This is a genomic window from Geomonas azotofigens, from assembly GCF_018919395.1.
In the GTDB taxonomy this organism is placed as follows: domain Bacteria; phylum Desulfobacterota; class Desulfuromonadia; order Geobacterales; family Geobacteraceae; genus Geomonas; species Geomonas azotofigens.
Map to the genome: position 1 here is coordinate 653438 of NZ_JAHLME010000002.1, position 25713 is coordinate 679150.

Here is a 25713-nt window from a genome sequence, read left to right on the forward strand (position 1 = left end):
ACTTCATCAGCCGATGGTAAAGCGTGCATCGATACTCCCCGCCCCGTTGCTCGCCGTAGTCATATTTGCTTTGTGGGCGTACGGTCCGGTTCGGTCTTACGAGTGCTTCCGCCTCATGGCCGCAAACACCCTGGTAGGCTATACCCTTTTCAACATCGTCGCCGCAGCGGTGATCGCGCAAAGCTTTATCAGGCACAAACGACCGAGCATCCTGATGATGGGGTGCGGCGTGGTGATCTGGAGTTGCTCCGGGTTGGTGGCCACGCTGGGCGGTTTTAAGCAGCCGCAGAAAACGGTAAGCGTCAACCACATCATAACCGTGCACAACTGCTGCGTCTGGCTCGCCTCTTTTTGCCACCTCGCCGGGGTCAGCATGTCATTGAACTGGCAGGTGGCTCCCAGACGCCCCGGACTGGTTGTCGCGGTGGCCTACCAGCTCTCGACAGCGACAGCAGCAGCCATTGCCGTCGCCGCGTTCTCCGGATGGCTGCCTACCTTCTTCACCCCCGGGCATGGCGGCACCCTGGTGCGCCATCTTGTGCTCGCCTCGTCAGTGGTCATGCTCGCGCTGACCGCGGTCATCATGCTCTACTTGAACCGCCCCGCCTCCCCCTATCTGCACTGGTATCCCAACGCGCTGATTCTCTTAGCTGTCGGCGTGACAGCCATCCTGGCGCAAAAAGCCAACGGCAGTTGGATTGGTTGGATCGGACGGGGTGCCCAGTCCTTGGGCGGTCTGTACATGCTCGTTGCGGCGGTGCTGTCCCTGGAAAAACCCGCGGCAGAAGGGATCCCCCTCTGGCAGGCGCTCAACCAGATGAGAAAGCGGTGGGTCTTCTCCACCGCCTTGGCGGCGATCGCGGTCTCCCTGGGCGCCGCGGTACGCCTGCTGTTTCTTTCCTTTCTGGGTACTGCCTTTCCTTTCGCCAGCTTCTATCCGGCGGTGTTCATGACGGCTGCCTATGGCGGACTATGGCCCGGGTTGGCCGCGACGGGACTGTCGCTGGGCATGGTTTACTGGATGGAGTTGGTGACGGGAGTGCCATTTGACTTCTCGATGATGCGCACGCCCATCTTCGTCTTCTTTGGCATTAGCGCCGCTTGGGGATGGAAAGGGATTCACGGGCTTCAAAGAAGAGCGATAGTCGCCGAGGCCGATGCAGCCTACGCTTTGGAGCGTGCCGCCTCGGCCGAGAGGCTTCGCGAGGCCTCTACCAAACTGCAGCAAAGCGAGCAGTCGTTTTCCGTCCTGGTCAACACCGCGAACGAAGGGGTGTGGATCCTGGATGCCGAGGGGAAGACAAGCTATCTCAACAACCGTCTGGCCGAGATCCTGGGTCGGGGGGCGGACGAGGTCCTCGGCAGAAATGCCCACGACTTCATCCTTCACGAGGACCTGCTGCTGTTCCGGCACCAGTTGGCCATCCTCAAAAGGGGCGAGGTCTGCACCTGGGATCTGCGCATTCCCCGCGACGACGGCGCCGTCACCTGGCTGCAGGCCTCGGCAGCGCCGTTTTTCTCCGACGAAAACGAGGTGAGCGGCTCCTTTCTCATGTGCACCGACATATCCCGGCTAAAGGAAACCGAGGAGAAACTGCTGCAATTGAACCTGAACCTGGAGCAGATGGTGTTTGAACGCTCCGCGGAACTGAGACGGCTCAACTGCGAACTAGAGAGCTTTTGCTACTCCATCTCCCACGAATTGCGAGCCCCCATCGCCCGGCTGCAGGCGTTCAGCAGCCTGATCCGCGAGGCGGTGGCGGGTGGGGATCTCGAGGAACTGCCGTACCTGGGCGAGCGGATCGAAGACGGCAGCAAGAAGATGCGCGTGGTGATCGACAGCCTGCTTCTGATCAACCGTCTGTCCAGAACCGAAATGCAGAAGGAGCCAGTCGACCTGTCACAGATGGCGCGGACCATCGTTGCCGAGTTGGGCGAAGAGGCGCCAGGTCGCAAGGTGCTGCTGCGGATACAGCCGGAGATGGTTGCCAGTGGCGACCGTTCCATGATGAACATCTGTCTGCGCAACCTGTTCGAAAACGCCTTCAAGTACAGCAGCAAAAACGAGTTCGTCTCCATCGAGTTCGGCATCGACCAAGGCTCGGGTGCCTACTTCGTCCGTGACCAGGGTACCGGCTTGGACATGACTTTCTGCCACCGGCTTTTCGAGCCGTTTTCCAGGCTGCACCAGGAGCAGGAATTCGAGGGGAGTGGCATGGGGCTCAGCATAGTGAAGCGCATCGTGCAAAGGCACGGCGGCAGAGTCTGGGCCGAAGGACGCCCGGGTGAGGGAGCATGCTTCTTCTTTACCTTGGAGGATACAAGTTGCGGTGGCTGGTATGGATCAACCGGAGGTAATCATGAACAACCTGTCGCTGTTGCTTGTTGAAGACAACCCCGACGACGAATGGCTCGCCTTGAGGACACTGAGAAAGCTGGGGCTCGAGCAGGTGACCGTGGTGCGCGACGGCTTCGCGGCGGTATCGGTCTTGATACGGCAGGTGCCGGCGCTACGGCCGGACCTGGTCCTGCTTGACATGAAACTTCCGCTCATGGACGGCATCGAGGTTTTGCACAAGGTGCGGGAGCAAGCGGCCACGTCGTCGCTGAACGTGGTCCTGCTGACCTCGAGTGAAGATCCGCACGCCCTGGAGACCTGCCGCAACCTCGGTGTCCTCGCCTGCCTGCAGAAACCCCTGACGGCGGTGGCGCTGTTGCCGATCCTGCAGTCCCTGCCGGTCCAGGGTCCGCAACATCCAGCCGAAGAACGCCTCCCCTCCCGTGCCGCCGTGCCAGCGGCGGGGTGGACCTCGCCCAACCCCATCCTGCCGCCGGCGGTTTAGCCCTCGATCTCTCCAGAGGCGGTGCCCCGTCTGCCCCCACGATAATATTCATTTCTGCCCCTGTTCCCGGGGGCACTTTTCCTCTACGTTGAGACAGACCTCGGCGAGGAGTCTGATCCCCTCGCCGATATCGGCGGCCGTCATGCCGCCAAAGCCGAGCATGAGGCGGGTCGTGTCGGGCGCGCCGCCGGCGCAGGTCGCGCTGAACGGGAACAGGTAGGTTCCGCAGGCGGCGGCCTCGCTGATGATGGCGCTTTCCCCGCGAGAAGACTCCCGCAACTCCAGGACCATGTGCAATCCCGCGCCGGCCCCGATCACGGTGGCCCGGGCGCCGAAGTGCTGTTCGATCGCCTTCAGCATGGTGTCGTGCTTTTTCTGGTAGACGATGCGCATGCGCCGGATGTGGCGATCCCAGTGCCCCTCAGCCATGAATCTTGCCATGGCCTTCTGCTCCAGGAGCGAGACAGTGGGGAAATAGTCGCGGTACAAGGCATGAAAACCAGCCAAAAGGGAGTTCGGCAGCACCATGTAGGAGAGGCGCAGCGCCGGAGAGAACACCTTGGAGAAGGTCCCGAGGTAGATGATGTCCGCGTCGGGACGTAACCCCTGCAAGGACGGGATCGGTTTGCCGTGGTAGCGCAGTTCGCTGTCGTAATCGTCCTCGATGATGACGTTGCCGCCGGATTGCGCCCACTCGATCAGGTTCAACCGGTTGGCGATGGGCATCACCTGCCCCAGCGGCATCTGGTGAGACGGGGTGACGTAGGCGATGCCGCTGCGGCTGGCGCGCAGCGCCTCCAGGTCCATCCCCCCCGGTCCGACCTCCACCGGGACGACCTCGAAGCCGTTGTTTTGGAACACGGCTCGCGACAAATGGTATCCGGGATTCTCGACCGCGAGGGTGGAGTGCCCCTCTCGCAGCAGGTGCGCCACCAGGTCGAGGCTCTGCTGCAGCCCGGCGCAGACGAAGATACGTTCGGGGTCGCACATTACCCCGCGGGAGCGTTCCAGGTACCGTTGGATGTTGCAGCGTAACTCCCCGTCCCCTTGGAAGCCGCCGTAGTGGGAAAGCTCCGCCGGGCTCTCGCGCAGCGTCTCCAGAAGACAACTGCGCCACTGGGCCAGCGGAAAACCGGCGGGGTCGAGCCGTGCGGGATGGAAGTCGAACCTGAATATCGGTTCCGAGGCGGAAGGACGGTGCGGCTTGCGCGCTGCTGTGAGTCGCGACACGGGCGCCACGGGCTGATCGATGGCGGACACGAAGTATCCGCTGCGTTGCCGGCTGTAGATGTAGCCTTCGGCGAACAGTTCCTGGTACGCCCCCTCGACCGTGTTCCGACTGGTTTCAAGCTCCGTCGCCAGATCCCGGACCGACGGGAGCTTGGCATGGGCAGGGAGCTTTCCTGACAGCACCTGTTCCCTGATCTGGTTGTAGAGTTGCCGGTAGAGAGGAGCTTTGTCGTTGGCATTGAGGATAAACATGAACCCGTCCAGTCACACATTGGCTGTGCACGATCAACAACAGGAGGTAAGAAATGATACCCGAGAAGCTGCTTGAAATTCTGAAACAGGATGGCGTAGTCGCCATCGCCACCTTGGGGGAAGACGGACCGCACCTGGTCAACACCTGGAACAGCTACATCCGCATCTCGGACGAGGGGCGTATCCTCATTCCCGCCGGGTACATGAACCGCACCGAGGCCAACGTCGCCTTCAACCCCGAAGTCCTGATCACGGCGGGGAGCAGCAAGGTGCAGGGACTGCACGGACCCGGCGCAGGTTTCCTCATCAAGGGGAAAGCCGCATTTATAACGTCCGGACCCGACTTCGATCAACTAAAATCGAAGTTCAGCTGGCTGCGCGCCACCCTGGCAGTCACCCCCGACGCGGTAACCCAAACCTGGTAAGCTGCGGCACAGTTGCACGCGATCGAGATTGGACACATCCCGACAGAAAGCACGAAAGACCGCATGCACCAAGGACACGACGAAGTGAATACGCGGTCCCTGCAGGACTTGAACAAGAGGCAGGGGCCGTAATTCACAGCAGACGCAGGCAAAGTCATTCACCGGGTCCACAGCAGCGATGAATATGGCCCTAGTCCTGATCCTCGCGATGATCGCCGCCGGGATCTGCAGTATCGTGTGGAACCTGCAGGCGATCACTAGCGGGCCGAAATAGCCCCATCCTCCTACCCCACCGCTTACAGCCACAATCCCCTCATGCTTGCTGACACTGCAGCAGACCGAATCAGAGGTCTGCGCTAAGTCAAAAAACAGGTGCGTTTTTAGACAGAGCGGCTCGGTGACTGTATATTTAAACGACGACAATAAATGTACTCGTCACGCTAAGAGGGAGGGAAACATGGCGTCAGAGAAGAAATGCCCGATAACGGGCGCAACGAACAGCCCAGAACTCAGAGGTCGCACCAACCGGGACTGGTGGCCGAACCAGTTGAACCTGAAGTTGCTGCACCAGCACTCACCCCAGTCCAACCCCATGGGTGTGAGCTTCAACTACGCAGAAGAGTTCCAGCAGCTCGACCTGGCGGCCCTGAAGCAGGACCTCTACGCGTTGATGACCGACTCGCAGCAGTGGTGGCCGGCCGACTACGGTCACTACGGTCCCCTCTTCATACGGATGGCCTGGCACAGCGCGGGGACCTACCGCACCGGAGACGGCCGCGGCGGCGCCGGGTCGGGGACCCAGCGCTTTGCCCCCTTGAACAGCTGGCCCGACAACGTCAACCTCGACAAGGCGCGCAGGCTCCTTTGGCCCATCAAGCAGCAATACGGCAGAAAGATCTCCTGGGCCGACCTCATGATTCTCGCCGGAAACTGCGCGCTCGAATCGATGGGATTCAAGACCTTCGGCTTTGCCGGCGGACGTGAGGACGTCTGGGAGCCTGACGAAACCTACTGGGGCTCAGAGAGCGAGTGGCTTGGGGACAAGCGCTACAGCGGCGAACGGGACTTGGAAAACCCTCTCGCCGCCGTGCAGATGGGGCTCATCTACGTGAACCCGGAAGGCCCCAACGGCAACCCCGATCCGGTGCTGTCCGGACGCGACGTCCGGGAGACCTTCAAGCGCATGGCCATGAACGACGAAGAGACCGTCGCGCTCATCGCGGGTGGGCACACCTTCGGCAAGTGCCACGGAGCGGGTGATCCGGCGCATGTCGGTCCGCCCCCCGAGGCTGCGGGAATCGAGGAGCAGGGGCTGGGCTGGAAAAACAGCTTCCGCAGCGGCAAGGCCGGGGACACCATCGGCAGCGGGCTGGAGGGGGCGTGGAAGCCGCAACCGACCAAGTGGGACATGGGGTACCTGAATGTCCTGTTCAAGTACGAGTGGGAGTTGGTGAAGAGCCCGGCGGGTGCGCACCAGTGGATCGCCAAGGACGTGGCCGCGGAGGACATGGTGGCTGATGCCCACGACCCGTCCAAAAAACACCGTCCCATGATGACCACGGCCGACCTCTCCCTTCGCTTCGACCCGATCTACGAGCCTATCGCGCGGCGCTACCAGCAAAACCCGCAGGAGTTCGCGGACGCCTTCGCCAGGGCGTGGTTCAAGCTGACCCATCGCGACATGGGTCCCCGCTTGCGCTACCTCGGCCCCGAGGTCCCGTCCGAGGAGCTGGTCTGGCAGGACCCGACCCCCGCGGTCGATCATCAACTGGTCGACGAGCGTGACGTCGCGCAGCTCAAGGAGCGGATCCTCGCCTCCGGGCTGACGATCTCGGACTTGGTCCGGACCGCCTGGGCTTCGGCAGCCACTTTCCGCGGTACTGACAAGCGCGGCGGGGCGAACGGCGCGCGCATTCGCCTCTACCCGCAGAAAGACTGGGAAGTCAACGAACCAGCCCGGCTGTCGGCGGTAATTAAGACCCTCGAAAAGATCCGGGAACAGTTCAACGGTGCACCCGGCAAGAAGGTTTCTCTCGCGGACCTGATCGTTCTGGGGGGATGCGCCGCCGTCGAGCAGGCGGCCCGCAACGCGGGCCACGAACTGAGGGTCCCGTTCACACCAGGACGCACCGATGCATCTCAGGAGCAGACCGACGTAACCTCGTTCGTCGCCCTCGAACCCGCAGCCGACGGGTTCAGGAACTACCTCAAAGCCCGGTATTCGGTGACCGCCGAGGAGTTGCTGGTCGACAAAGCGCAGCTACTGACGCTTTCCGCTCCCGAGATGACGGTCCTGATCGGTGGCCTTCGCGTACTTGAGGCGAACTTCGAACAGACCCGGCACGGCGTATTGACCAAGCGGCCGGGTGCACTTACCAACGATTTCTTCGTTAACCTGCTCGACATGCAAACAGTGTGGAAGGCGGCATCGGTAGCCGGCGATGTGTTCGAGGGGCGGGATCGTACAACAGGCGAATTGAAGTGGACCGGCACCCGCGTCGATCTCGTCTTCGGTTCTAACTCCCAGCTTCGGGCTCTGGCCGAGGTGTACGGCTGCCGTGATTCCCAGGAGAAGTTCGTGAGCGACTTCGTTGCCGCCTGGGACAAGGTCATGAACCTCGACCGCTTCGATCTCGCCAAACCTTGATGCACCGGCGACGGCACCCTCGTGTTCACCCGAGCCGGTGGTCATGAAAAATTGCGCTCCAAGCGAAACGGTTCAGGAATCCCCTGAACCGTTTCCTTTTTTAGCCTGCAAGGAGTCATCCCTTCCAGGGCAAGGTCTATGACTGAGGCAGGGGCATTTCGAGGGGCCGTTTTCCCTCTCATACGACACAATGTTTGTTCTTCCCATCCATCCTGCGCCCCTTCTATAATTAAGGCAGTCCCGACAGCACAGCGACCTTATGTAAAAGTGCTACCCACCGGACCATGATCACATGGGCCGGTTGTGAAGGAGGGAGGACATGAAAGACATCATCGACACACTGAAGACGGACGGTTCCTTTCAGACCCTGCTCTCGCTGCTGGAGAGCGCCGGGCTGACTGAGAGGCTGCACGGCGCTGGAGCCTTTACCCTGTTCGCTCCCAATGACGAGGCATTCACGCGCGTGAAGGTGGAAGTGATCGCGGCCGACAAGGATAAACTGGCCTCACTCCTCGCCTATCACGTCGTCAAGGGGGCGCACAACTCCGCGCAGATCGCTGAGAACGATCACCTTTTAACTGAGAGTGGCAAATCGCTCAGTGTCCGTACCCAAGGGGGGCGCCTTGTGATCGACAACGCTCAGTATGTGCGGACCGACATAACCTGCGGCAACGGTTTGATCCAGGTCATCGACAACGTCTTCCTGCCCGAGTTTTCCGGCTGGTACTGCGGCGGCTGCTGCTGACACTTGGTTTTCGTCCTCGTTGATTTCCTCTTGCTAACGCTTGTGCGATGGTAGTACGCTCAAGTGCGCCCACAGGTCTGTCAATTCATGTTCAGGCGGGAGTGCAGAGGTGTCTCAGATAGCCTTTACTCCACATTCCCTTTGATTTCGTACGGCACTGCATGACTTACGCCCTCCCATACACCCGCCGTTTCCTGCCGGTTCTGCTGCTGGTTCTGTGCATGCTCACGCCCTGCTCCGGTTGGGCTGCAGCGGCGGGAACCATCGTCGTCGGCGGCGACCACAACTATCCCCCTTACGAATTCATCGACAAGGACGGCCACCCCGCCGGGTTCAACGTCGACCTGACCCGCGCCATCGCGGAGGTGATGGGGATGACCGTGGAGATCCGACTCGGCCGCTGGGACGAGATGCGCCGGGCGCTGCAAACGGGCGAGGTGGACATCGTCCAGGGGATGGTCCAGGCGGAGGTGCGGGCTAAGGACTACGACTTCTCGCCGCCGCATTCCATCATCAACCAGTCGGTGTTCGCCCGCCGCGGCACCAAGCCGGTCCGGGACCTGAACGACCTGAAGGGGAAAGAGGTCTTCGTGCAAAACGGCGGCATGATGCACGACTACCTCCTGGAAAAGAACGTGGGAGCCGCCATCTTCCCCGTCGACACCCACATCGACGCGCTGCGCCAGCTCGCCGCCGGCAAGCACGACTACGCCCTGGTCGGCAACCTCCCCGGACTCTACCTGAGCCGCGAGTTCGGCCTCTCCAACATCGTGCCGGTAGGCAAACTGTTCGCCGGTCAACCGTATTGCTATGCCGTCAAAAAGGGCAACGACCAGATCCTGTCCCAGTTCAGCGAAGGGCTCGCCATCCTGAAAAACACCGGGCGCTACCAGAAGATCCACGACAAGTGGCTGGGCGCGCTGGAGCCCCCAGCTGTCTCCTGGCGCAAGATCCTCACCTACGCGGCCATCACCGCCCTGCCCCTGTTGCTTATGCTGAGCGCCATCGGCTACATCAACCGCAGGCTTGCCAAGGAAGTTGCGCTGCGCACCGAGGAGATGCAGTTGCAGCAACAGCAACTGATCCAGGCGGACAAGATGGCGTCGCTCGGGGTCCTGGTCTCCGGCATCGCCCACGAGATCAACAACCCGACCGGGCTTTTGCTCTACAACCTGCCGGTATTGAAGAAGATCTTCCGCTCGACCGAAGAGCACCTGGAACAGCGCTTCCAAAAGGAAGGGGACTTCATGATCGGGGGGCTGCGCTACTCCCAGTTTCGCGAGGACATCCCGCTGCTCATCGACGAGATGCAGGACGGCGCGACCAGGATCAAGCGCATCGTCGAGGACCTGAAGGACTTCGCCCGCAAGGACACCTCGCAGATGGACCAGTCGGTGCTCCTGAACGACGTGGTCCGGGCCGCGCTCAGGCTGGTGGAAAACTCCATCCGCAAGACCACCGGCAACGTGGTCACCGACCTCGCCGAGGGGCTACCCGCCATTCGAGGCAACGCGCAGCGGATCGAACAGGTGGTGGTGAACCTGATCCTCAACGCCTGCCAGGCGCTCCCCGACCCGGGCAAGGGGATCTTCCTCACCACGAGCTTTGACGCCGAGCACAACGAGGTGCTCCTGGTGGTCCGGGACGAAGGGGTCGGCATCGCCAGCGAGGATCTGCCGCGTATCGCGGACCCGTTCTTCACCACCAAGCGAGAGGTAGGCGGCACCGGGCTCGGCCTGTCGGTATCGGCCTCCATCATTAAGGAACACGAGGGAACCATGGTTTTCGAGTCGCGGCCGGGCGAGGGAACCACGGTGCGGGTAGCGCTACCCGCCCTAAAAGGAGCATGAGCATGATCGACGCACTTAACCCGGCCTTCGAGATCCTCCTGGTGGACGACGAAGAGGCGTGGCTGCGCAGTATCAGCATGACCCTCGCCATGTCGGGAGGCATCAACAACGTGGTGCGCTGCTCCGAAAGCCGGAAGGTACTGGAGCTGCTCCGGTCTCGCCCCATCGGCCTGGTCCTTCTGGACCTGAACATGCCGAACCTCTCGGGACAGGACCTCCTCCCCGCCATCATCGAAGAGCACCCCGAGGTTCCGGTGATCGTGCTCAGCGGGCTGAACCAGGTTTCCGTCGCCGTGGAGTGCATGCAGAAGGGGGCTTTCGACTTCTTCGTGAAGACCGTGGAGGAGGAGCGCCTGATCCAGGGAATCCACCGCGCCATCCGGATGATCGACCTGCAGCGGGAAAACTCCGAGATGAAATCCCGCATTCTGAGCGACCGGCTGGAGCACGCCGAGGCCTTCGCCGACATCCTCACCGCGGACCGGGCCATGCACTCCATCTTCCGCTACATCGAGGCGGTGGCCGGGAGCAGCCAGCCGATCCTGATTACCGGCGAAAGCGGCGTCGGCAAGGAGCTGGTGGCGCGGGCGGTCCACAAGGTGAGCCGGCGTCCGGGCCAGCTGGTCTCGGTGAACGTGGCCGGGCTGGACGACCAGATCTTCAGCGACACGCTCTTTGGCCACACCAGGGGAGCCTTCACCGGAGCGGAACTCCCCCGCAGCGGCATGATCGAGCGGGCGGCGGACGGGACCCTGTTCCTGGACGAGATCGGGGACCTGGCCATCACCTCGCAGGTCAAACTGTTGCGCCTGTTGCAGGAGGGGGAGTATTTCTCCCTCGGCAGCGACGCCCCCAAGCGGATGAACGCTCGGGTGGTCGTGGCGACCCATCACGACCTGGCCGCCAAGCAGGCCGCCGGAGAGTTCCGCAAGGACTTCTACTACCGCCTGTGCGGTCACCACATCCACATCCCGGCCCTGCGCGAGCGCCCCGACGACATCCCGCTCCTCTTCGACCATTTCCTGGAGGAGGCGGCCCGGGAGCTTAACAAGAAGAAGCCCACCGTCCCCAAGGAGCTCCCCGTCCTGCTCACCAACTATTCCTTTCCGGGCAACGTGCGCGAGTTGCGCGCGCTGGTGTACGACGCCATGAGCCGCCACGAAGCGCACATGCTCTCCATGGATACCTTCAAACGGGTCCTGGGAAAAGACCAGAGCCGGCCGGTGCGCCTGGACGCGCAGGGGCAACGGAGCGTCTTCGTCCCGAACGAGCCGCTCCCCGCCCTGCACGAGGTGGGCGATCTCCTGGTCGCCGAGGCGATGCGCCGGGCGGAGGGGAACCAGTCCATAGCCTGCCGCCTCATCGGTGTTTCCCAGCCCGCGCTCAGCAAACGCCTCAAAAAGACAGGGGAATCCGCACCGTAATCATCAACACCCAACGCGGTTTTACCCTCTCGCGCCGCCTGCGCGGCCGCGAGGGGCTTCGCCGTTTCTCCCCCTTTCCAAACCCCTATAACCTGCCCCACCGCTATAACCTCCGACCAATCCGCGTAACTGCCGCTACTGCTTAAACAAAACCCGCACAAAACCCGCTTTGCCGCCCACAGGTTATACCCCCCTGCGCATACACGCCCCCCCGCTTACTCCAGATAACTGACGGCATTACCGCCACTTATCCATTTGTAGACGAATTGGCAGTTGTCTTGCTATCTCGGGGGTGCGGCAGGATCTAGAAAAGTATTTTACGGGAAGCTGTGACATTGGGGACAACGATGCAATTCAACCTGAAGGAGACCGCGGTATGAAAAAGAACAAACTGACCCTGTACATCATGGTGGCGATGATTCTCGGAATCGTCGTTGGCTACTTCTGCAACCTTTCAGCGCCGGACGCCAAGGCGGCCAAAGTCATTGCGGGGTATTTCGACATCATATCCACGGTCTTTCTGCGCCTGATCAAGATGATCATCGCGCCGCTGGTCTTTGGCACCATCGTCTCCGGCATCGCCGGCAACGGCGACTCCAAAGCGATCGGACGTATCGGGGTACGGGCCATGGCCTGGTTCCTCTGTGCCTCGGTGATCTCCCTGGTGCTGGGCATGGTATTCGTCAACCTGTTCCAGCCCGGTGTCGGCACATCGCTCCCGGCCCCGGCAGCCGGCGCCAGCACCAACCTCAACGTTGCCGCCCTCAACTTCAAGGATTTCGTCACCAACATTTTCCCGACCAGCTTCCTCGACGCCATGGCAAAGAACTCGATCCTGCAGATCCTGATCTTCTCCGTGTTCTTCGGTTTCGCCATCGCCTCCTTCAAGGACGACAGCACCAAGACCGTGGTTGCCTTCGTGAAGGAGCTGGTGCACATCATGCTGAAGGTGACCGACTACGTCATGCGCCTGGCCCCGGTAGGCGTCTTCGCCGCCATGGCCTCCTGCATCACCGTCCAGGGGCTCGGTGTCCTGACCACCTACGGCAGGTTCATCGGCAGCTTCTATGTCGGCCTGGTCGTCCTCTGGGCCGTGCTGATCGGCGCCGGTTACCTGTTCCTGCGTAACTCCACCTGGACCCTGCTCAAACTGATCCGCGAGCCGATGCTGATCGCCTTCTCCACCGCGAGCAGCGAGGCCGCCTACCCCCAGACCCTGGAATCCCTGGAGCGCTTCGGCGTGAAAGAGAAGGTTTCCGGCTTCGTGCTGCCCTTGGGCTACTCCTTCAACCTGGACGGCTCCATGATGTACCAGGCCTTCGCCGTCATCTTCATCGCCCAGGTCTACAACATCGAACTTTCCATCTCCAAGCAGATCGCCCTGCTCCTGGTGATGATGCTGACCAGCAAGGGGATGGCCGGCGTGGCGCGCGCCTCCCTGGTGGTCGTTGCCGCCACCCTCCCCATGTTCAACCTCCCCGAGGCGGGCCTTTTGCTCATCATGGGTATCGACCAGTTCCTCGACATGGGTCGCACCGCGACCAACGTGATCGGCAACAGCATCGCCACCGCCGTCGTCGCCAAGTGGGAGGGCGACCTGGGTGCGGAGCAGGAGGCCGTGGAAGATGACGACGCCCTCCTCGTAGCGGTACCGGTGCAGGATTAGTACGGGCATTACTCGCTAATCACCTTACCAATCACGACAAACAACAAGGGCACCCAGATCGTCACCGGGTGCCCTTGTTGTTTTTGGTCAGCGGACGGAACCCGCATGACCCGGCCGTTCTTGGTACCCTCAACAAAAAAACCCCAGGTCACCGGTAGCACCGGCAGCCTGGGGTCGTTACGGCTTTGAGGGTAATTCTACTTGAGAGTCTTGACGGTCTTTTGCACCATCTTCACCACGCTCTCCGGCAGCGGCGCATAGAGCATCGGGGCGGCCATCTTCTGCCCCTTGGTCATGGCCCAGTTCAGGAACTCGACCAGGTGCTTCCCTTTAGCCGGATCCTTCTGCTGTTCGTACACCAGGAGCCAGGTGAAACCGACCACCGGGTAGGCATCCTTGCCCGGCTGGTTCACCAGGGAGATGCGGTAATCGGCGGGCATTTGTTTCACGGCCGCAGCGGCAGCGGCGCTGGTGGACTTGATCGAGGGCTCGATAAAGACGCCTGCCTTGTTCTTCAGCCAGGCGTAGGGCAGCTTGTTCTCAAAGGCGTAGGCAAGTTCGACGTAGCCGATGGAGTACGGCGTGGTCTTGATCTGCCCTGCTACCCCTTCGTTCCCCTTGCCGCCGAGTCCTACCGGCCATTTCACCGAAGCGCCCTTACCCACCTTCTTCGCCCAATCGGCGTTCACACCGGTCAGGTAATCGGTGAAGATGCTGGTGGTGCCGGACCCGTCAGAGCGGTGTACGACGATGATCGGCTTCGCCGGGAGCTTCACCCCTTTGTTGTCGTCGGCGATTTTCGGGTCGTTCCACATGGTTATTTTGCCGAGGTAGATATTGGCCAGGTCCTCGGAGTTCAGTTTGAGACCGGTGCCGACGCCGGGCACGTTGTAGGTCACCACGACGGCGCCCATGACGGTCGGGATGTGGATCAGCTTGCCGGGAGCGGCCTTCAACTCTTCATCGGAGAGGAACTTGTCGCTCGCACCGAAGTCGACGGTCTGCGCGCTGATCTGCTTGATGCCGCCGCCGCTGCCGATGGACTGGTAGTTGAACTTCACGCCCTTGTCAATCTTGGCGTACTCGGTGAACCACTTGGAGTAAAGCGGGTACGGGAAAGTGGCGCCGGCCCCGTTGACGAGGGTCTCGGCGGATGCCTGAGCTGCGGTGCCCACCGCGACCATCAGGGCCAGGGTGGTCAATACTTTCTTCATGCTCTTGATCATTTTGTATTCTCCTTTCTGGGTTTGTCGGCACTATAGGCCAGAAATGTCGCAGTTTCGTTACAGTCAGAGCAAGAATTTGTGAAAACGTCACACCCCTCGGCCCATCCCTCTGCCCCACCCCGGCTACATCCCCAAAAGATCCTCGCCGGCGCAACTTGCCATGGCTGCAGGCTACTATTCGTCATCTGCAGGCGCATTGCTTTTGCCCCGGCCACAGGTTCATAAACATTTAGCCTAGCTGTAACAACGCTGTAACATTGCTGGGGCATCCTAGCCGCAATGCGGATGGACCGGGCAAAGGAAAAGGGATCCCGCTTCTTTTCTCCTGCCCAAGTCCTCGCAAAACGGTCAGATTACGGAGGCGGTGCTTGGAGATAGATGCACGCAGTTCCTACTGCAGCAATGAAACGGAGACAAAGGTGGCATCAGTGACGGCGCGTAGACGCCCGACTCAAGACACGAAGAAGGTGAATGGAGATTACGTCTTTCGTTGTCTCACGACCTTGTTTGCCCTCAGCATCCTGGCCATACTGGCACTCATGATCTATGAGATGACCGGCGAGAGCATGCCCGCGATCAAGGCGTTCGGGTGGAAGTTCGTGAGCTCGAGGGAGTGGGACGCGGTGCAGGGAAACTTCGGCGCCCTTCCCTACCTGTACGGGTCGGTGGTTTCGTCGGTGCTCGCTCTTTTACTGGCGACGCCGCTCAGCATCGGCGCGGCCCTGTTCATAACGGAGGTAGCCCCCGGCAGGATGGGCGCTATCGTGGCGCCGCTCGTTGAACTTCTGGCAGCGATCCCCTCGGTCATCTACGGGCTGTGGGGGGTGCTGGTCATGGCCCCCTGGCTCCAGTCCACGGTCCAGCCCTTCCTGATCGAGCACTTCGGTTTCATCCCGCTCTTCCAGGGAGCGCCCTACGGCGTCAGCATGCTGGCCGCCATCTTCATCCTGATGATCATGGTGGTGCCGATCATCACTTCCATCACGCGCGAGGTGCTCCTGGCGGTGCCGCAGAGCCAGAAGGAAGCGGCCATTGCCCTCGGGGCCACCCGCTGGGAGACCATCAAGATCGCCATTCTCCCCTACGGCAAGTCCGGCATCCTAGGTGCCGCCATCCTCGGCCTGGGACGCGCCATCGGAGAGACCATGGCCGTCACCATGGTGATCGGCAACGCCCCCAACATATCGCTGTCCCTGCTCTCCCCGGCGTACACCATGCCGAGCGTCATCGCCAACGAATTCGCGGAGACGACCTCCAAGCTGCACGCCTCCGCGCTTATGGAGATCGGCCTGATCCTCATGGTGGTTACCCTGGTGGTCAACGCCCTGGCGCGGCTATTGATCTGGAGCGTGTCGAGAAGCGCCAAGGGAGGTGCGGCATGATTCACAGCGTAACGTTCCGCAAGATGAAAAACCGCCTGATGAATTTCATCATGCTCGCCTGCACGCTGGCCGTGTTGGTTCCGCTCGGGCTCATCTTCTTCCACATCGTCAAGATGGGGCTCAGCTCGCTCTCCCTGGACTTCTTCACCCACATCCCGGCGCCTACCGGGGAGGCGGGCGGCGGGATGGCCAATGGCATGTTCGGCTCGGCTATCATGATAGCTGGCGCCTCCCTGATCGGTCTCCCCATCGGCATCCTCGGCGCAATCTACCTTTCCGAGTTCGGTGGCACCCGGGTCTCCAACGTGATCCGGTTCGCCGCCGACGTCCTCTCGGGCACCCCGTCGATCATCACCGGCATGGTCGCCTACACCCTGCTCGTGGTGCCGATGAAAGGATTCTCGGGCCTTGCGGGATCGGTGGCGCTCGCCATGATCATGATTCCGATCGTCTTGCGCACCACCGAGGAGCAGCTGAAGATGGTCCCCGGGTCGCTGCGCGAGGCGTCGCTGGCGCTCGGCGTCCCCTTCTGGCGCACCAGCCTCAAGGTAACCCTGCGCAGCGCCCTTTCCGGCGTGCTGACCGGCATACTCCTCGCCGTCGCGAGGATCGCCGGTGAGACCGCACCGCTGCTCTTCACCGCGCTCGGCAACCAGTTCTGGAGCAAGAACGTCATGCAGCCGATGGCGGCGCTCCCCCTGCAGATCTTCAGCTTCGCCATCGCCCCTTACGAGGACTGGCACAAGCTGGCTTGGGCCGGGGCGCTGGTGCTGGTAACCGTCATGTTCGCACTCAGCCTCACCGCCCGCTATTTCGGTAGGACGAAACAGGCAAGGTAGCTTTCACGAAAAGATAAAGAGAAAGAGGAAAAGATGAACAACAAGGTACAACTGGACCAGGTCAACATACATTTCGGCAAAACCCACGCGGTGCGCGATATCAGCATGACCTTCCCCGAAAACAGCGTGACCGCCATCATCGGCCCGTCAGGTTGCGGCAAGTCGACACTGTTGCGTTCCATGAACAGGATGCACGACCTGGTACCGTCGGCGCGTGTCACCGGGAAAATCCTGGTGGACAACGGCGACATCTACGACAGAAGCGTCGATCCGGTAGCCATCCGCCGCCGGGTGGGGATGGTCTTCCAAAAGCCCAATCCCTTCCCCGCCATGTCCATTTACGACAACGTCATCGCCGGTTACAAGCTGAACGGGAGGCTGCCCCGCGAGGAGGCGGACGAGATCGTGGAGAGCTGCCTGAAGCGCGTGGCGCTCTGGGACGAGGTGAAGGACCGGCTGAAGAGTAACGCCATGATGCTTTCCGGCGGCCAGCAGCAGCGCCTTTGCATCGCGCGCACCATCGCCGTGAAGCCCGAGGTGATCCTCATGGACGAGCCCGCCTCCGCCCTCGACCCCATCTCGACCCTCAAAATCGAGGAACTGATCGAAGAGCTCAAGGAGCGCTACACCATCATCATCGTCACCCACAACATGCAGCAGGCCGCGCGCGTCTCCGATTACACCGCCTTTCTCTACATGGGTGACCTGGTCGAATGCGGCGAGACCAAGAAGATCTTCACGACCCCCGAGGTTAAGCGGACCGAGGATTACATCACCGGCCGGTTCGGCTAACCCGTAAGCGGCGATCGGCGCAACCAACAAACAACCGGAGACGACATGGAAAGAGAACATTTCAGTAAGCAGTTCGACAACGAACTGAACCAGATACGCGAGAAGCTCCTGGAAATGGGCGGTAAGGTCGAATCGATGATCGCCAACGCGATGAAGTCCCTCGTGGAAAGGGACACGGAACTCGCGGAGCGGACCATCGCTTTCGACCACGAGATCAACACCCTGGAGATGATGATCGACGATCGCTGCCTCGAAGTACTGGCCCGGCGCCAGCCGGCCGCGCGCGACCTGCGCTTCATCACCCTGGCTTTGAAGATCGTGACCGACCTGGAGCGGATCGGCGACCAGTGCGCCAACATCTGCAAGCGCGCACGCGAGTTGAACCAGGAGCCGTCGCTGAAGCCGTACATCGACCTGCCGCGCATGGCGCAGGCCGCGTCGAACATGGTGACGGAAGCGCTGGATGCTTTCGTACGCGGCGACGACGAGCTGGCCATAAAGGTCTGCCAGGACGACCAGTGCGTGGACGAATTGAACGAGCAGATCCAGCGCGAGCTTCTGACCTTCATGATGGCGGACCCCAAGACCATCAGCCGGGCCATGAAGATCATCCAGGTCTCCAAGGGCCTCGAGCGCATCGCCGACCACGCCACCAACATCGCCGAGATGGTTATCTTCATGATCAAGGGTAAGGATATCCGCCACACCATCGCCTGACGCCTCAGTCGTCTCCGGACCTCGCCGGCATGACAAAAGGACCGGGTACAACCAAAAGTGCCCGTGAGGTGACTATGCAGACCATATTGATCGTCGAAGACGAGCGGGACCTCGCCGAACTTCTCTCCTTCAATCTGGAGAGAGAGGGATTCAAGACCATCATCGCCACTGATGGCCATGAAGGACTGGCTAACGTTGCCCATTGCCAGCCCGACCTGGTCATCCTTGACCTCATGCTGCCAGGGATGCTGGGCACGGACGTCTGTAAGAACCTGAAGAAATCGGAAAGAACCTCCCATATCCCGGTCATCATGCTCACCGCGAAAGGCGAAGAGATCGACAAGGTCGTCGGATTCGAGGTCGGAGCCGACGATTACGTCGTGAAGCCTTTCTCCAGCAGGGAACTGCTCCTTCGCGTTAAGGCCGTGCTCAGGCGCACCAATACCGAAACCGCTCCCCGCACGATTCTGCAGTTCGGGTCCATAACCATCGATGCCGACCGCCACCTGGTCATGGTCGACGGGGAGGAGATCTTCTTCACCAGCACCGAGTTCAAGCTGCTTCACACCCTGGCGCAGAGACCTGGAAGGGTTCAGAGCCGCGACGTGCTGTTGCGGGATGTTTGGGGTTACAACTTCGTGGAGGACAGCCGGACCGTCGACACCCACATCACCCGCTTGCGCACCAAGCTGGGGTCAGCCGGCGACCTCATCAAGACCGTGCGTGGTTTTGGATACAAGCTCGACTCGCAATGAGCTGCGGAATCCTCCTTGTCTCGGTGCCGGTGCAGGAATAACAGAACCGGAGATCACTAAAACCATTCCGAAGCAAAGAAGCCGCCAGGGCAAAGCCCTGGCGGCTTCTTATGTATGGTTAAACTGTTTGTCGGCGAATAGCTCCGTTAGCATGCATCACACCTCCCGCCACCTCGCAGCCCCTCCTCCCCCTTCCAGAATGATTTCCAGAAAAAGGCTCAGCAAAATTTTTCAACGACACGTCAACAAAACGTTGACATTTTATCAACGAAATGTTTGTATACCGAAAACGTTGTTTGTAATTGTGGAGTACAGGCCGCCGTGCACCTCATGGAGGGGCGACAGACGAACTTCGCCGTAACAGGCGCCCTGCTGCCACCTGACCGCCCTCCCGTGGAAGCCCCCCCAGGTGGGAAGAGCTCTTCGCGGTTGATCCACATGGCATAAAACTTCTTAATCCCCCCTGCCCCACCTGATGCGCTCCTGGGCAGACCGGCCGGCGTCAAGTTCATAGTCGTATTTTTCACCCCCGAAAAGGAGAATGCCATGCAAGCCACGCAAGGAGCTGTAAACCTCTGGCCGCTCATCGGTGTAGCCGTAATCATTGCCGGTTTTATCCTACGGCAAAACCCCGTTATGGTTGTCATCATCGCGGCGGTGGTTACCGGCCTCACCGCCGCCATGCCCATCGACAAGATTCTCATCTCGCTGGGCACCGGATTCGTGAAGACCCGGAACCTGCCACTGATTCTATTGCTGCCACTGGGAGTCATCGGTCTGCTGGAGCGCTACGGGCTGAAAGAACAAGCCCAGCGCATAATCGCCAAGATCAAATCAGCGACAGCGGGACGGTTGCTGATGGTCTACCTGTTCGTGCGCGAGTTGACGGCCGGGCTTGGCCTGGTGAGCCTTGGCGGCCACCCGCAGATGGTGCGCCCGCTGATCGCGCCTATGGCCGAAGGTGCGACCGAAAACCGCTACGGCTCCATACCGGACCAGCTGCTTTACAAGATAAGGGCAATGGCTGCCGCCACGGATAACGTCGGCCTGTTCTTCGGGGAAGACATTTTCGTAGCCTTTGGAGCCATCGTGCTGATGCAGACGATCCTGCGCGGGTACAGCATAGAGGTCAATCCCCTGCACATGGCGCTGTGGGGCATCCCAACGGCCATCTCGGCATTCACCATCCACGCGTTCCGCCTGCGCAGGCTGGACGTGGAAATCGAACGGGAACTGGGTTTCCAGAAAACCGCTGAAACCGTCGTCACCGAGGCATTCACAGGAGAAAAAGCATGAGTTCGACGATCTTGCCGCTGAATTACTTTTTCATTCTGCTGGGACTGACGCTGTCCGTCATTTCCATCATGTCCTTTCGCGATCAAGGCAACCCGAGGCGCATCGCCACCGGCTCGTTCTGGGCGCTCTACGCGGTGGTCTTCCTGATCGGTGATCTACTGCTTCCCCTGGTCGCCGGCATCATCGTCGTGGCGATGGCACTCATCGCCGGGCTGGGCGGCGTCTCCCTCGGCAAGTACAGCCAGTTCACCGCCGAGGAGCGCCACGAAAGCGCGGTCAAACTGGGCAACCGCCTGTTGTATCCGGCACTGATCATCCCCTTTACCACCATGATCGGCTCGGTGGTATTTCAAAAGACCAAGATCGGCGGCATGTTCCTGCTCGATCAAAAGAACTTCACCCTGGTAAGCCTTGGCATCGGCTGCATTCTCGCCCTCATCGTCGCCTGCCGCTTCACGGGGTCCACACCGGTGCAGGCCATGCGCGAAGCCCGCCGCCTGATCGACTCGATGGGGTGGGCCGTGGTGCTGCCCCACATGCTGGCTGTCCTGGGGCTGCTGTTCATGGATGCCGGCGTAGGCAAGGCGGTAGCCAACATCACCACCACCTACATCCCGATGGACTTCAAGCTGGTGGCCGTAGCGGTCTTCTGTCTTGGGATGACCATTTTCACCATGATCATGGGCAATGCCTTTGCCGCCTTTCCGGTCATGGCCGGCGGGGTCGGGGTTCCCATCCTCATGGGGGTGTTCCACGGCAATCCCGCCATCGTCGCCGCGATCGGCATGTTCTCGGGCTACTGCGGCACGCTGATGACCCCCATGGCGGCTAACTTCAACATCGTCCCTGCGGCCCTGCTCGACCTTCCCGACAAAAACGGGGTCATCAAGGTGCAGATCATGACCGCCCTGCCGCTGCTCGTGGTCAACATCGCCCTGATGTATTTCCTGATGAACGCGTTCTAGAGCCAAAAGGAGAAAGTCGTGTCCAACCAAGGCGTTGAAGGAGCGGTAAGCCACAGCGGCGATAACAACAGCTGGCTTGAAGCAGAGATGCATCCCTACTTTTTCGTCTCCATGAAGGACGAGCCGGAGGCGATCGATATCCTCAGGCGCGAACTGGGGACCCTGCGGCATAACCGCCGCCTGATACTCGCGGACCGGGACAGGAGCTTCATCCAGGCCGTGGCCAACGTTCCCGGGTCGTTGTATGAGTCGATCCGCCGGGTGCGCGAGCGGGAGATATCCTACGCGATGATCGCCCACTCGGAGGGCCCTCTCCCGGGAATGCAGCAGACCCTGGAAATCCAGCGCCTGGAATTCGACCGCAAATCGAACCACGAGGTCTTGAACGGCAAAGGAAACGAGGTTCCCGCCGATGTGCGCAACCGGATCCATGACGATTTCATCCGGGAATACCCGGCGAGCCCCACCGGGGACTTCGACCGGCTGCTACGGATCATCTGGCTCAACAACGAGAGCTACGTGCGCATTTCCCCGCCGGCGCGGGTGGCCCAGATCCTGAACCTGTTCCAGATGGGCAACCAGGGGGGCGGCCTGCACCTGGACGTGGAACCTATGGCAACGGGAGGCGAGTCGCGGGTCCTCTTTGCCGTTGCCAATCCCCCCCAGAAGGACTTCCTGCTGCAGGTCATGGAAGTCTTCAACCGGCTTGGGCTGGCCGTGAACCGCGCCTACTGCCTGACCATCTCCAACGGCGTCCACCCCTACTTCCTCGGGACCTTCTACGTGCGCCCGCGCGGGGGGAGCCTGCTGGAAAAGAACTCCGAGAGCTTCGTTCGTCTGCAAGGCGAGTTATACACCACGCAGATTCTCAATGTCGGCTCCCCGACGTACCGCGAGTTCGTCACCAAGGACGTCATCTCCGGCGAGGACGCCGCCCTGATCAACGCCTTCACCGCGTTCTGCCATTCCAACCTCGCCCACAACCAGCCCGACCGCTTCGGCCTCGAGGACGTCCAAAACGCCTTCACCTCCCATCCCGACATAGCGCTCCAGCTGGTGAGGCTGTTCCGCAGCCGCTTCGACCCGCGCGCCGTTGGCGCGACCGACTATGAGGCGCTGCTGGCCGCGACGCAGCAGACCGTGACCGATTACAGCACCGGCCACCGCTACCTGGACGAGATACGGAGGGCGATTTTCCGCTGTTGCCTCTCCTTTATCCGCAACACGCTGAAGACCAACTTCTTCGTGGTGGTGAAGCAGGCGCTCTCCTTCAGGATCGACCCCGCCTATCTGGCCGAGCTCGGTCCCGACTTCACCGGGGATCTGCCACAAGGCACACCGTTTCGGATCACCTTCTTCTTCAGCCGTTTCGGCTTCGGCTACCACATCGGCTTTTCCGACATCGCCCGCGGCGGCTGGCGCACCGTCATCGCCCGCACCAAGGATGACTTCGTCACCAACTCCAACAACCTGTTCCGCGAAAACTTCGTGCTGGCGTTCACCCAGCATCTCAAGAACAAGGACATCTACGAGGGCGGCTCCAAGATGGTGTTGATCCTGAACACCGCCGACCTCAAGGCGCGGGATCGTGACCAGGAAACCTGGCGCCTGTACAAGCTGCAGTACGGTGTCATCAACGCCTTCCTCGACATATACGTGACCGAAAACGGGATCGCGAAAAATCCCGGCGTCGTCGACTACTATCGCGAGGATGAACCGATCGAGCTTGGCCCGGACGAGAACATGCACGACAACGTCATCGAGGCCATCGCCCGCATCTCGGCGAAAAGGGGCTACATCCTCGGCAACGGCATCATGTCCAGCAAGCAGGTCGGCATCAATCACAAGGAATTCGGCGTCACCTCGCTCGGTGTCGTCACCTTTGCCGAGATAACCATGGCCGAACTCGGCATCGACATGCGCGAAGCCCCCTACTCCGTGAAGATGACCGGCGGTCCCAACGGCGACGTGGCGGGCAACGCCATGCGCTTGCTCCTGGAGCGCTCTCCGCAGGTGCAGATCCGGCTGATCCTGGACGGGACCGCGGCGCTGTGCGACACGGCCGGAGCGGACCGCGACGAACTCGGGCGCATACTGCTTTCCCGGGACCTCGACGCCTTCGACCCGTGGCAACTCAATCCCGGCGGTTTCATGCTCTTTCGCAGCGGGAGCCGCTCCGAGGGACTGCGCGAGCTCTATCGCAAGGTGACCCGAACGGCCGACGGGGTGGAGGAAGAATGGATCTCGGTGGATGAATTCTCCCGGGAATTCGCGGAGCTCCCCTTCTGCGTGAAGGCGGACCTTTTCATCCCCGGTGGCGGCAGGCCGGAAACCATCGACACGCACAACTGGGAACGCTTCTTACTCCCCGACGGCACCCCTTCCGCCAAGGTCATCATCGAGGGGGCCAACTCGTTCATCACCCCTGAGGCGCGGCAGCACCTGCAGAGAAAAGGCATCATCATCATGCGGGACGCATCCGCCAACAAGTGCGGGGTCATCTCCTCCTCCTACGAGATCATCGCCAACCTGCTGCTGACCGAGGAGGAGTTCCTGGCCAACAAGGAGCGCTACGTTGCCGACGTGCTCCAGATCCTGGAACGACGCGCCGCTGACGAGGCGAGGCTGATCCTGAGGCGCCGCCGCGAGCAGCCAAACCTTCTCTGCACCGACATTTCCAATTCCATCAGCGCCGAGATCAACACGCACTACGCACGGCTGTTCAGCTTCTTCCAGAAACGGCCGGACATCTGCCTGCAACCGCTCTTCAAACGGGCGATCATGAGCCACCTCCCCCGCTTCCTGAGCGAAAACAGCAGTTACAGCCAAAGGATCGGACAACTGCCCCAGAAGTACCTTTTCGCAATCCTCGCGGCCGAAATAGGATCCGCAATGGTGTACCGGGGCGACCAGGAGGCGGACTTCGAGGAGTTCGTGAAGGTCTTCCTGGACCGGAACTTCCCTGGGGAGGGAGCATGAGCGACACAAACATCGTCAAAGCCGGCGAACAAGGAGTGGTGGTGGAATTCGGCAACGTGATCGACCCCGGCGTCAACGCCCGGGTTCATCGCCTGGCGCAGTTGATCGCCAGCGACATGCCGGACGAGATACTCGAGCTGGTGCCGACCTACCGTTCCTTGATGGTCTACTTCGACCCGCAGAGAATCAACCGGGAGGCGCTCAGCGAGAAGATCAGGCTCTACCTGGAGAGCGGCGACCAAAGCGGTGACCGCAGCGACACGGCCACGGTGGTCAGCATCCCGGTCTGCTATGGCGGCGATTTTGGCCCCGACCTCGATTTCGTCGCGAGCCACAACAAGCTGAGCACGCAGGAGGTGGTCCAGATTCATACCTCCCGCGCCTACCAGGTCTACATGCTGGGCTTTACCCCCGGTTTTCCCTATCTGGGCGGGATGTCGGATCGGATCGCGGCACCGCGACTGGCTCAACCCAGGGTGGTGATCCCCGCGGGTTCCGTTGGCATCGCCGGCAGCCAGACCGGCATCTACCCGATCGAGAGCCCCGGCGGGTGGCAGTTGATCGGGCGCACGCCGCTGCAGATCTTCAGTCCCGGGTCGGCCAACCCGTTTCTCTTCGCGGCGGGAAACTTCCTGCGCTTTACCGCGATAGACGCCGAAACCTTCCTGGATATCAGGCGGCAGGTGGAATCGGGTAGCTACCTGCCGGTGACCGGCACTATTGAACGAGGGGGGGACGCCGCATGTGCACTGTGATCAAACCGGGGATGCTGACGACCGTCCAGGACCGTGGGCGCACCGGGTATCGCGCCTTCGGGATGCCGGTGTCCGGAGTCATGGACCGCTACGCCGCCAGCATGGCCAACATCCTGGCCGGCAATGACCCCGGGGCGGCGGTACTGGAAATGACCATGCTGGGCGGAACCTTCCGCTTCCCCAACGAAACCTACCTGGCCGTGTGCGGGGCGGATATGCAGGGGACCCTGAACGGCAAGAAGATCAAAAACTGGTCCGCCTTTTACGTCCCGGCCAACAGCGAACTCTGCTTCGGCTACGCGGTGAACGGCTGCCGCAGCTATCTCGCCTTCTACGGGGGCATCGCCGTCCCCGAGGTCTTGGGAAGCAGGTCGACCTATACCCGCGCCGGCATAGGCGGCTTTGACGGCCGGGCACTGCAGGCCGATGACGTCATCGAAATCGCCAAGGCCGACCGGATGCCCTTCGCACCGCGCGAACTTTCCTACCATCACCTCCCCAAGTACGGCAGCGAGGTGCGCCTGCGGGTAATTCCGGGGCCACAGGAAGGGCTGTTTACCCCCGAGGGGTTGCGGTCGCTCTTCAGCCAGAGCTTCACGGTTTCCCCCAGAAACGACCGCATGGGTGTCCTCTTGGAAGGGCCGACCATCGAGCATGCCGCGGGGCCGGACATCATTTCCGACGCCCTGAGCGCGGGCGCGATCCAGGTTCCGGGGGACGGGCACCCCATCATCATGATGGCGGACTGCCAGACGACGGGCGGCTACGCGAAGATCGGTTTCGTGATCGGACCCGACCTGTCCAAGCTGGCACAGGCCAAGGCCGGAGACAGCGTGACCTTTGTGGAGTGCGGCGATCAGGAGGCGGTCGCGGCGCTGGCCGCGGAAAATTTGAGCTACGAGAAGGCGGCGCTCGGGTAAGTGCC

20 protein-coding genes are annotated in these 25713 nt (G+C 61.3%); 18 read left to right on the forward strand and 2 right to left on the reverse strand.

Annotated elements, in window-relative coordinates; genetic code table 11:
- Positions 1–115: 115 nt before the first annotated feature.
- Both KOL99_RS07870 and KOL99_RS07875 read left to right on the forward strand, forming a co-directional pair.
- Positions 116–2389: a sensor histidine kinase gene (locus KOL99_RS07870; protein ID WP_216509915.1), complete on the forward strand. Its 2274-nt coding sequence runs from the start codon at positions 116–118 to the stop codon at positions 2387–2389.
- On the forward strand, positions 2361–2843 hold the full coding sequence (locus KOL99_RS07875) for a response regulator (RefSeq protein WP_216509916.1): 483 nt from the start codon (positions 2361–2363) through the stop codon (positions 2841–2843). The genes KOL99_RS07870 and KOL99_RS07875 overlap by 29 nt, the downstream gene beginning before the upstream one ends.
- Positions 2844–2891: 48 nt before the next feature.
- Here KOL99_RS07875 and pdxR read toward each other — a convergent pair whose 3' ends face one another.
- Positions 2892–4325: a MocR-like pyridoxine biosynthesis transcription factor PdxR gene (gene pdxR / locus KOL99_RS07880; RefSeq protein ID WP_216509917.1), complete on the reverse strand. Its 1434-nt coding sequence runs from the start codon at positions 4323–4325 to the stop codon at positions 2892–2894.
- A gap of 53 nt (positions 4326–4378) precedes the next feature.
- Between pdxR and KOL99_RS07885 the strand changes: the two genes are divergently transcribed.
- From KOL99_RS07885 to KOL99_RS07910, 6 genes are all read left to right on the forward strand, one after another.
- A complete protein-coding gene (locus KOL99_RS07885; protein WP_216509918.1) occupies positions 4379–4750 on the forward strand; it encodes a pyridoxamine 5'-phosphate oxidase family protein in 372 nt (123 codons plus the stop codon).
- A 457-nt stretch (positions 4751–5207) separates the two neighbouring features.
- Positions 5208–7397, forward strand: a complete 2190-nt coding sequence (katG, locus tag KOL99_RS07890; protein WP_216509919.1) for a catalase/peroxidase HPI — start codon at positions 5208–5210, stop codon at positions 7395–7397.
- A 319-nt stretch (positions 7398–7716) separates the two neighbouring features.
- The gene (locus KOL99_RS07895; protein WP_216509920.1) at positions 7717–8142 is read left to right on the forward strand and encodes a fasciclin domain-containing protein; all 426 of its coding nucleotides are present in this window, start codon (positions 7717–7719) and stop codon (positions 8140–8142) included.
- Positions 8143–8303: 161 nt separating this feature from the next.
- Positions 8304–9992, forward strand: a complete 1689-nt coding sequence (locus KOL99_RS07900; protein ID WP_216509921.1) for a transporter substrate-binding domain-containing protein — start codon at positions 8304–8306, stop codon at positions 9990–9992.
- 2 nt (positions 9993–9994) lie between these two features.
- Positions 9995–11416, forward strand: coding sequence for a sigma-54-dependent transcriptional regulator (locus tag KOL99_RS07905; protein WP_216509922.1), 1422 nt, complete (start codon positions 9995–9997; stop codon positions 11414–11416).
- Between the two features lie 376 nt (positions 11417–11792).
- On the forward strand, positions 11793–13082 hold the full coding sequence (locus KOL99_RS07910) for a dicarboxylate/amino acid:cation symporter (protein ID WP_216509923.1): 1290 nt from the start codon (positions 11793–11795) through the stop codon (positions 13080–13082).
- A 197-nt stretch (positions 13083–13279) separates the two neighbouring features.
- Here the strand turns inward: KOL99_RS07910 and pstS are convergent, their stop codons facing one another.
- A complete protein-coding gene (pstS, locus tag KOL99_RS07915; RefSeq protein WP_216509924.1) occupies positions 13280–14308 on the reverse strand; it encodes a phosphate ABC transporter substrate-binding protein PstS in 1029 nt (342 codons plus the stop codon).
- A 368-nt stretch (positions 14309–14676) separates the two neighbouring features.
- Here pstS and pstC point away from each other — a divergent pair, with 368 nt between their 5' ends.
- The 10 genes from pstC to KOL99_RS07965 all read left to right on the forward strand — a co-directional run bounded on the left by pstC (position 14677) and on the right by KOL99_RS07965 (position 25708).
- On the forward strand, positions 14677–15690 hold the full coding sequence (pstC, locus tag KOL99_RS07920; protein WP_216509925.1) for a phosphate ABC transporter permease subunit PstC: 1014 nt from the start codon (positions 14677–14679) through the stop codon (positions 15688–15690).
- On the forward strand, positions 15687–16529 hold the full coding sequence (gene pstA / locus KOL99_RS07925) for a phosphate ABC transporter permease PstA (protein WP_216509926.1): 843 nt from the start codon (positions 15687–15689) through the stop codon (positions 16527–16529). The genes pstC and pstA overlap by 4 nt, the downstream gene beginning before the upstream one ends.
- Before the next feature lie 33 nt (positions 16530–16562).
- Positions 16563–17321: a phosphate ABC transporter ATP-binding protein PstB gene (gene pstB, locus KOL99_RS07930; RefSeq protein WP_216509927.1), complete on the forward strand. Its 759-nt coding sequence runs from the start codon at positions 16563–16565 to the stop codon at positions 17319–17321.
- Positions 17322–17366: 45 nt separating this feature from the next.
- Positions 17367–18038: a phosphate signaling complex protein PhoU gene (phoU, locus tag KOL99_RS07935; RefSeq protein WP_199395572.1), complete on the forward strand. Its 672-nt coding sequence runs from the start codon at positions 17367–17369 to the stop codon at positions 18036–18038.
- A gap of 74 nt (positions 18039–18112) precedes the next feature.
- Entirely contained in the window at positions 18113–18793 is a 681-nt protein-coding gene (locus KOL99_RS07940; RefSeq protein WP_216509928.1) for a response regulator, read from the forward strand.
- 546 nt (positions 18794–19339) lie between these two features.
- Positions 19340–20089, forward strand: a complete 750-nt coding sequence (locus tag KOL99_RS07945; protein ID WP_216509929.1) for a DUF969 domain-containing protein — start codon at positions 19340–19342, stop codon at positions 20087–20089.
- Positions 20086–21054, forward strand: a complete 969-nt coding sequence (locus KOL99_RS07950; protein WP_216509930.1) for a DUF979 domain-containing protein — start codon at positions 20086–20088, stop codon at positions 21052–21054. Before KOL99_RS07945 ends, KOL99_RS07950 begins: the two co-directional genes overlap by 4 nt.
- Before the next feature lie 18 nt (positions 21055–21072).
- On the forward strand, positions 21073–24033 hold the full coding sequence (locus KOL99_RS07955; RefSeq protein WP_328759994.1) for an NAD-glutamate dehydrogenase domain-containing protein: 2961 nt from the start codon (positions 21073–21075) through the stop codon (positions 24031–24033).
- A complete protein-coding gene (pxpB, locus tag KOL99_RS07960) occupies positions 24030–24788 on the forward strand; it encodes a 5-oxoprolinase subunit PxpB (protein ID WP_216509931.1) in 759 nt (252 codons plus the stop codon). The genes KOL99_RS07955 and pxpB overlap by 4 nt, the downstream gene beginning before the upstream one ends.
- Complete coding sequence (locus tag KOL99_RS07965) at positions 24776–25708, forward strand: 5-oxoprolinase subunit C family protein (protein WP_216509932.1); 933 nt, start codon at positions 24776–24778, stop codon at positions 25706–25708. Before pxpB ends, KOL99_RS07965 begins: the two co-directional genes overlap by 13 nt.
- Positions 25709–25713 lie beyond the last annotated feature (5 nt).

Excerpts from the sequence above, each read along its gene's own strand:
- KOL99_RS07870 (WP_216509915.1), top strand. The coding sequence starts at position 116 with ATGGCCGCAAACACCCTGGTAGGCTATACCCTTTTCAACATCGTCGCC.
- KOL99_RS07875 (WP_216509916.1), top strand. The coding sequence starts at position 2,361 with ATGAACAACCTGTCGCTGTTGCTTGTTGAAGACAACCCCGACGACGAA.
- pdxR (WP_216509917.1), bottom strand. The coding sequence starts at position 4,325 with ATGTTTATCCTCAATGCCAACGACAAAGCTCCTCTCTACCGGCAACTC.
- KOL99_RS07885 (WP_216509918.1), top strand. The coding sequence starts at position 4,379 with ATGATACCCGAGAAGCTGCTTGAAATTCTGAAACAGGATGGCGTAGTC.
- katG (WP_216509919.1), top strand. The coding sequence starts at position 5,208 with ATGGCGTCAGAGAAGAAATGCCCGATAACGGGCGCAACGAACAGCCCA.
- KOL99_RS07895 (WP_216509920.1), top strand. The coding sequence starts at position 7,717 with ATGAAAGACATCATCGACACACTGAAGACGGACGGTTCCTTTCAGACC.
- KOL99_RS07900 (WP_216509921.1), top strand. The coding sequence starts at position 8,304 with ATGACTTACGCCCTCCCATACACCCGCCGTTTCCTGCCGGTTCTGCTG.
- KOL99_RS07905 (WP_216509922.1), top strand. The coding sequence starts at position 9,995 with ATGATCGACGCACTTAACCCGGCCTTCGAGATCCTCCTGGTGGACGAC.
- KOL99_RS07910 (WP_216509923.1), top strand. The coding sequence starts at position 11,793 with ATGAAAAAGAACAAACTGACCCTGTACATCATGGTGGCGATGATTCTC.
- pstS (WP_216509924.1), bottom strand. The coding sequence starts at position 14,308 with ATGATCAAGAGCATGAAGAAAGTATTGACCACCCTGGCCCTGATGGTC.
- pstA (WP_216509926.1), top strand. The coding sequence starts at position 15,687 with ATGATTCACAGCGTAACGTTCCGCAAGATGAAAAACCGCCTGATGAAT.
- pstB (WP_216509927.1), top strand. The coding sequence starts at position 16,563 with ATGAACAACAAGGTACAACTGGACCAGGTCAACATACATTTCGGCAAA.
- phoU (WP_199395572.1), top strand. The coding sequence starts at position 17,367 with ATGGAAAGAGAACATTTCAGTAAGCAGTTCGACAACGAACTGAACCAG.
- KOL99_RS07940 (WP_216509928.1), top strand. The coding sequence starts at position 18,113 with ATGCAGACCATATTGATCGTCGAAGACGAGCGGGACCTCGCCGAACTT.
- KOL99_RS07945 (WP_216509929.1), top strand. The coding sequence starts at position 19,340 with ATGCAAGCCACGCAAGGAGCTGTAAACCTCTGGCCGCTCATCGGTGTA.
- KOL99_RS07950 (WP_216509930.1), top strand. The coding sequence starts at position 20,086 with ATGAGTTCGACGATCTTGCCGCTGAATTACTTTTTCATTCTGCTGGGA.
- pxpB (WP_216509931.1), top strand. The coding sequence starts at position 24,030 with ATGAGCGACACAAACATCGTCAAAGCCGGCGAACAAGGAGTGGTGGTG.
- KOL99_RS07965 (WP_216509932.1), top strand. The coding sequence starts at position 24,776 with ATGTGCACTGTGATCAAACCGGGGATGCTGACGACCGTCCAGGACCGT.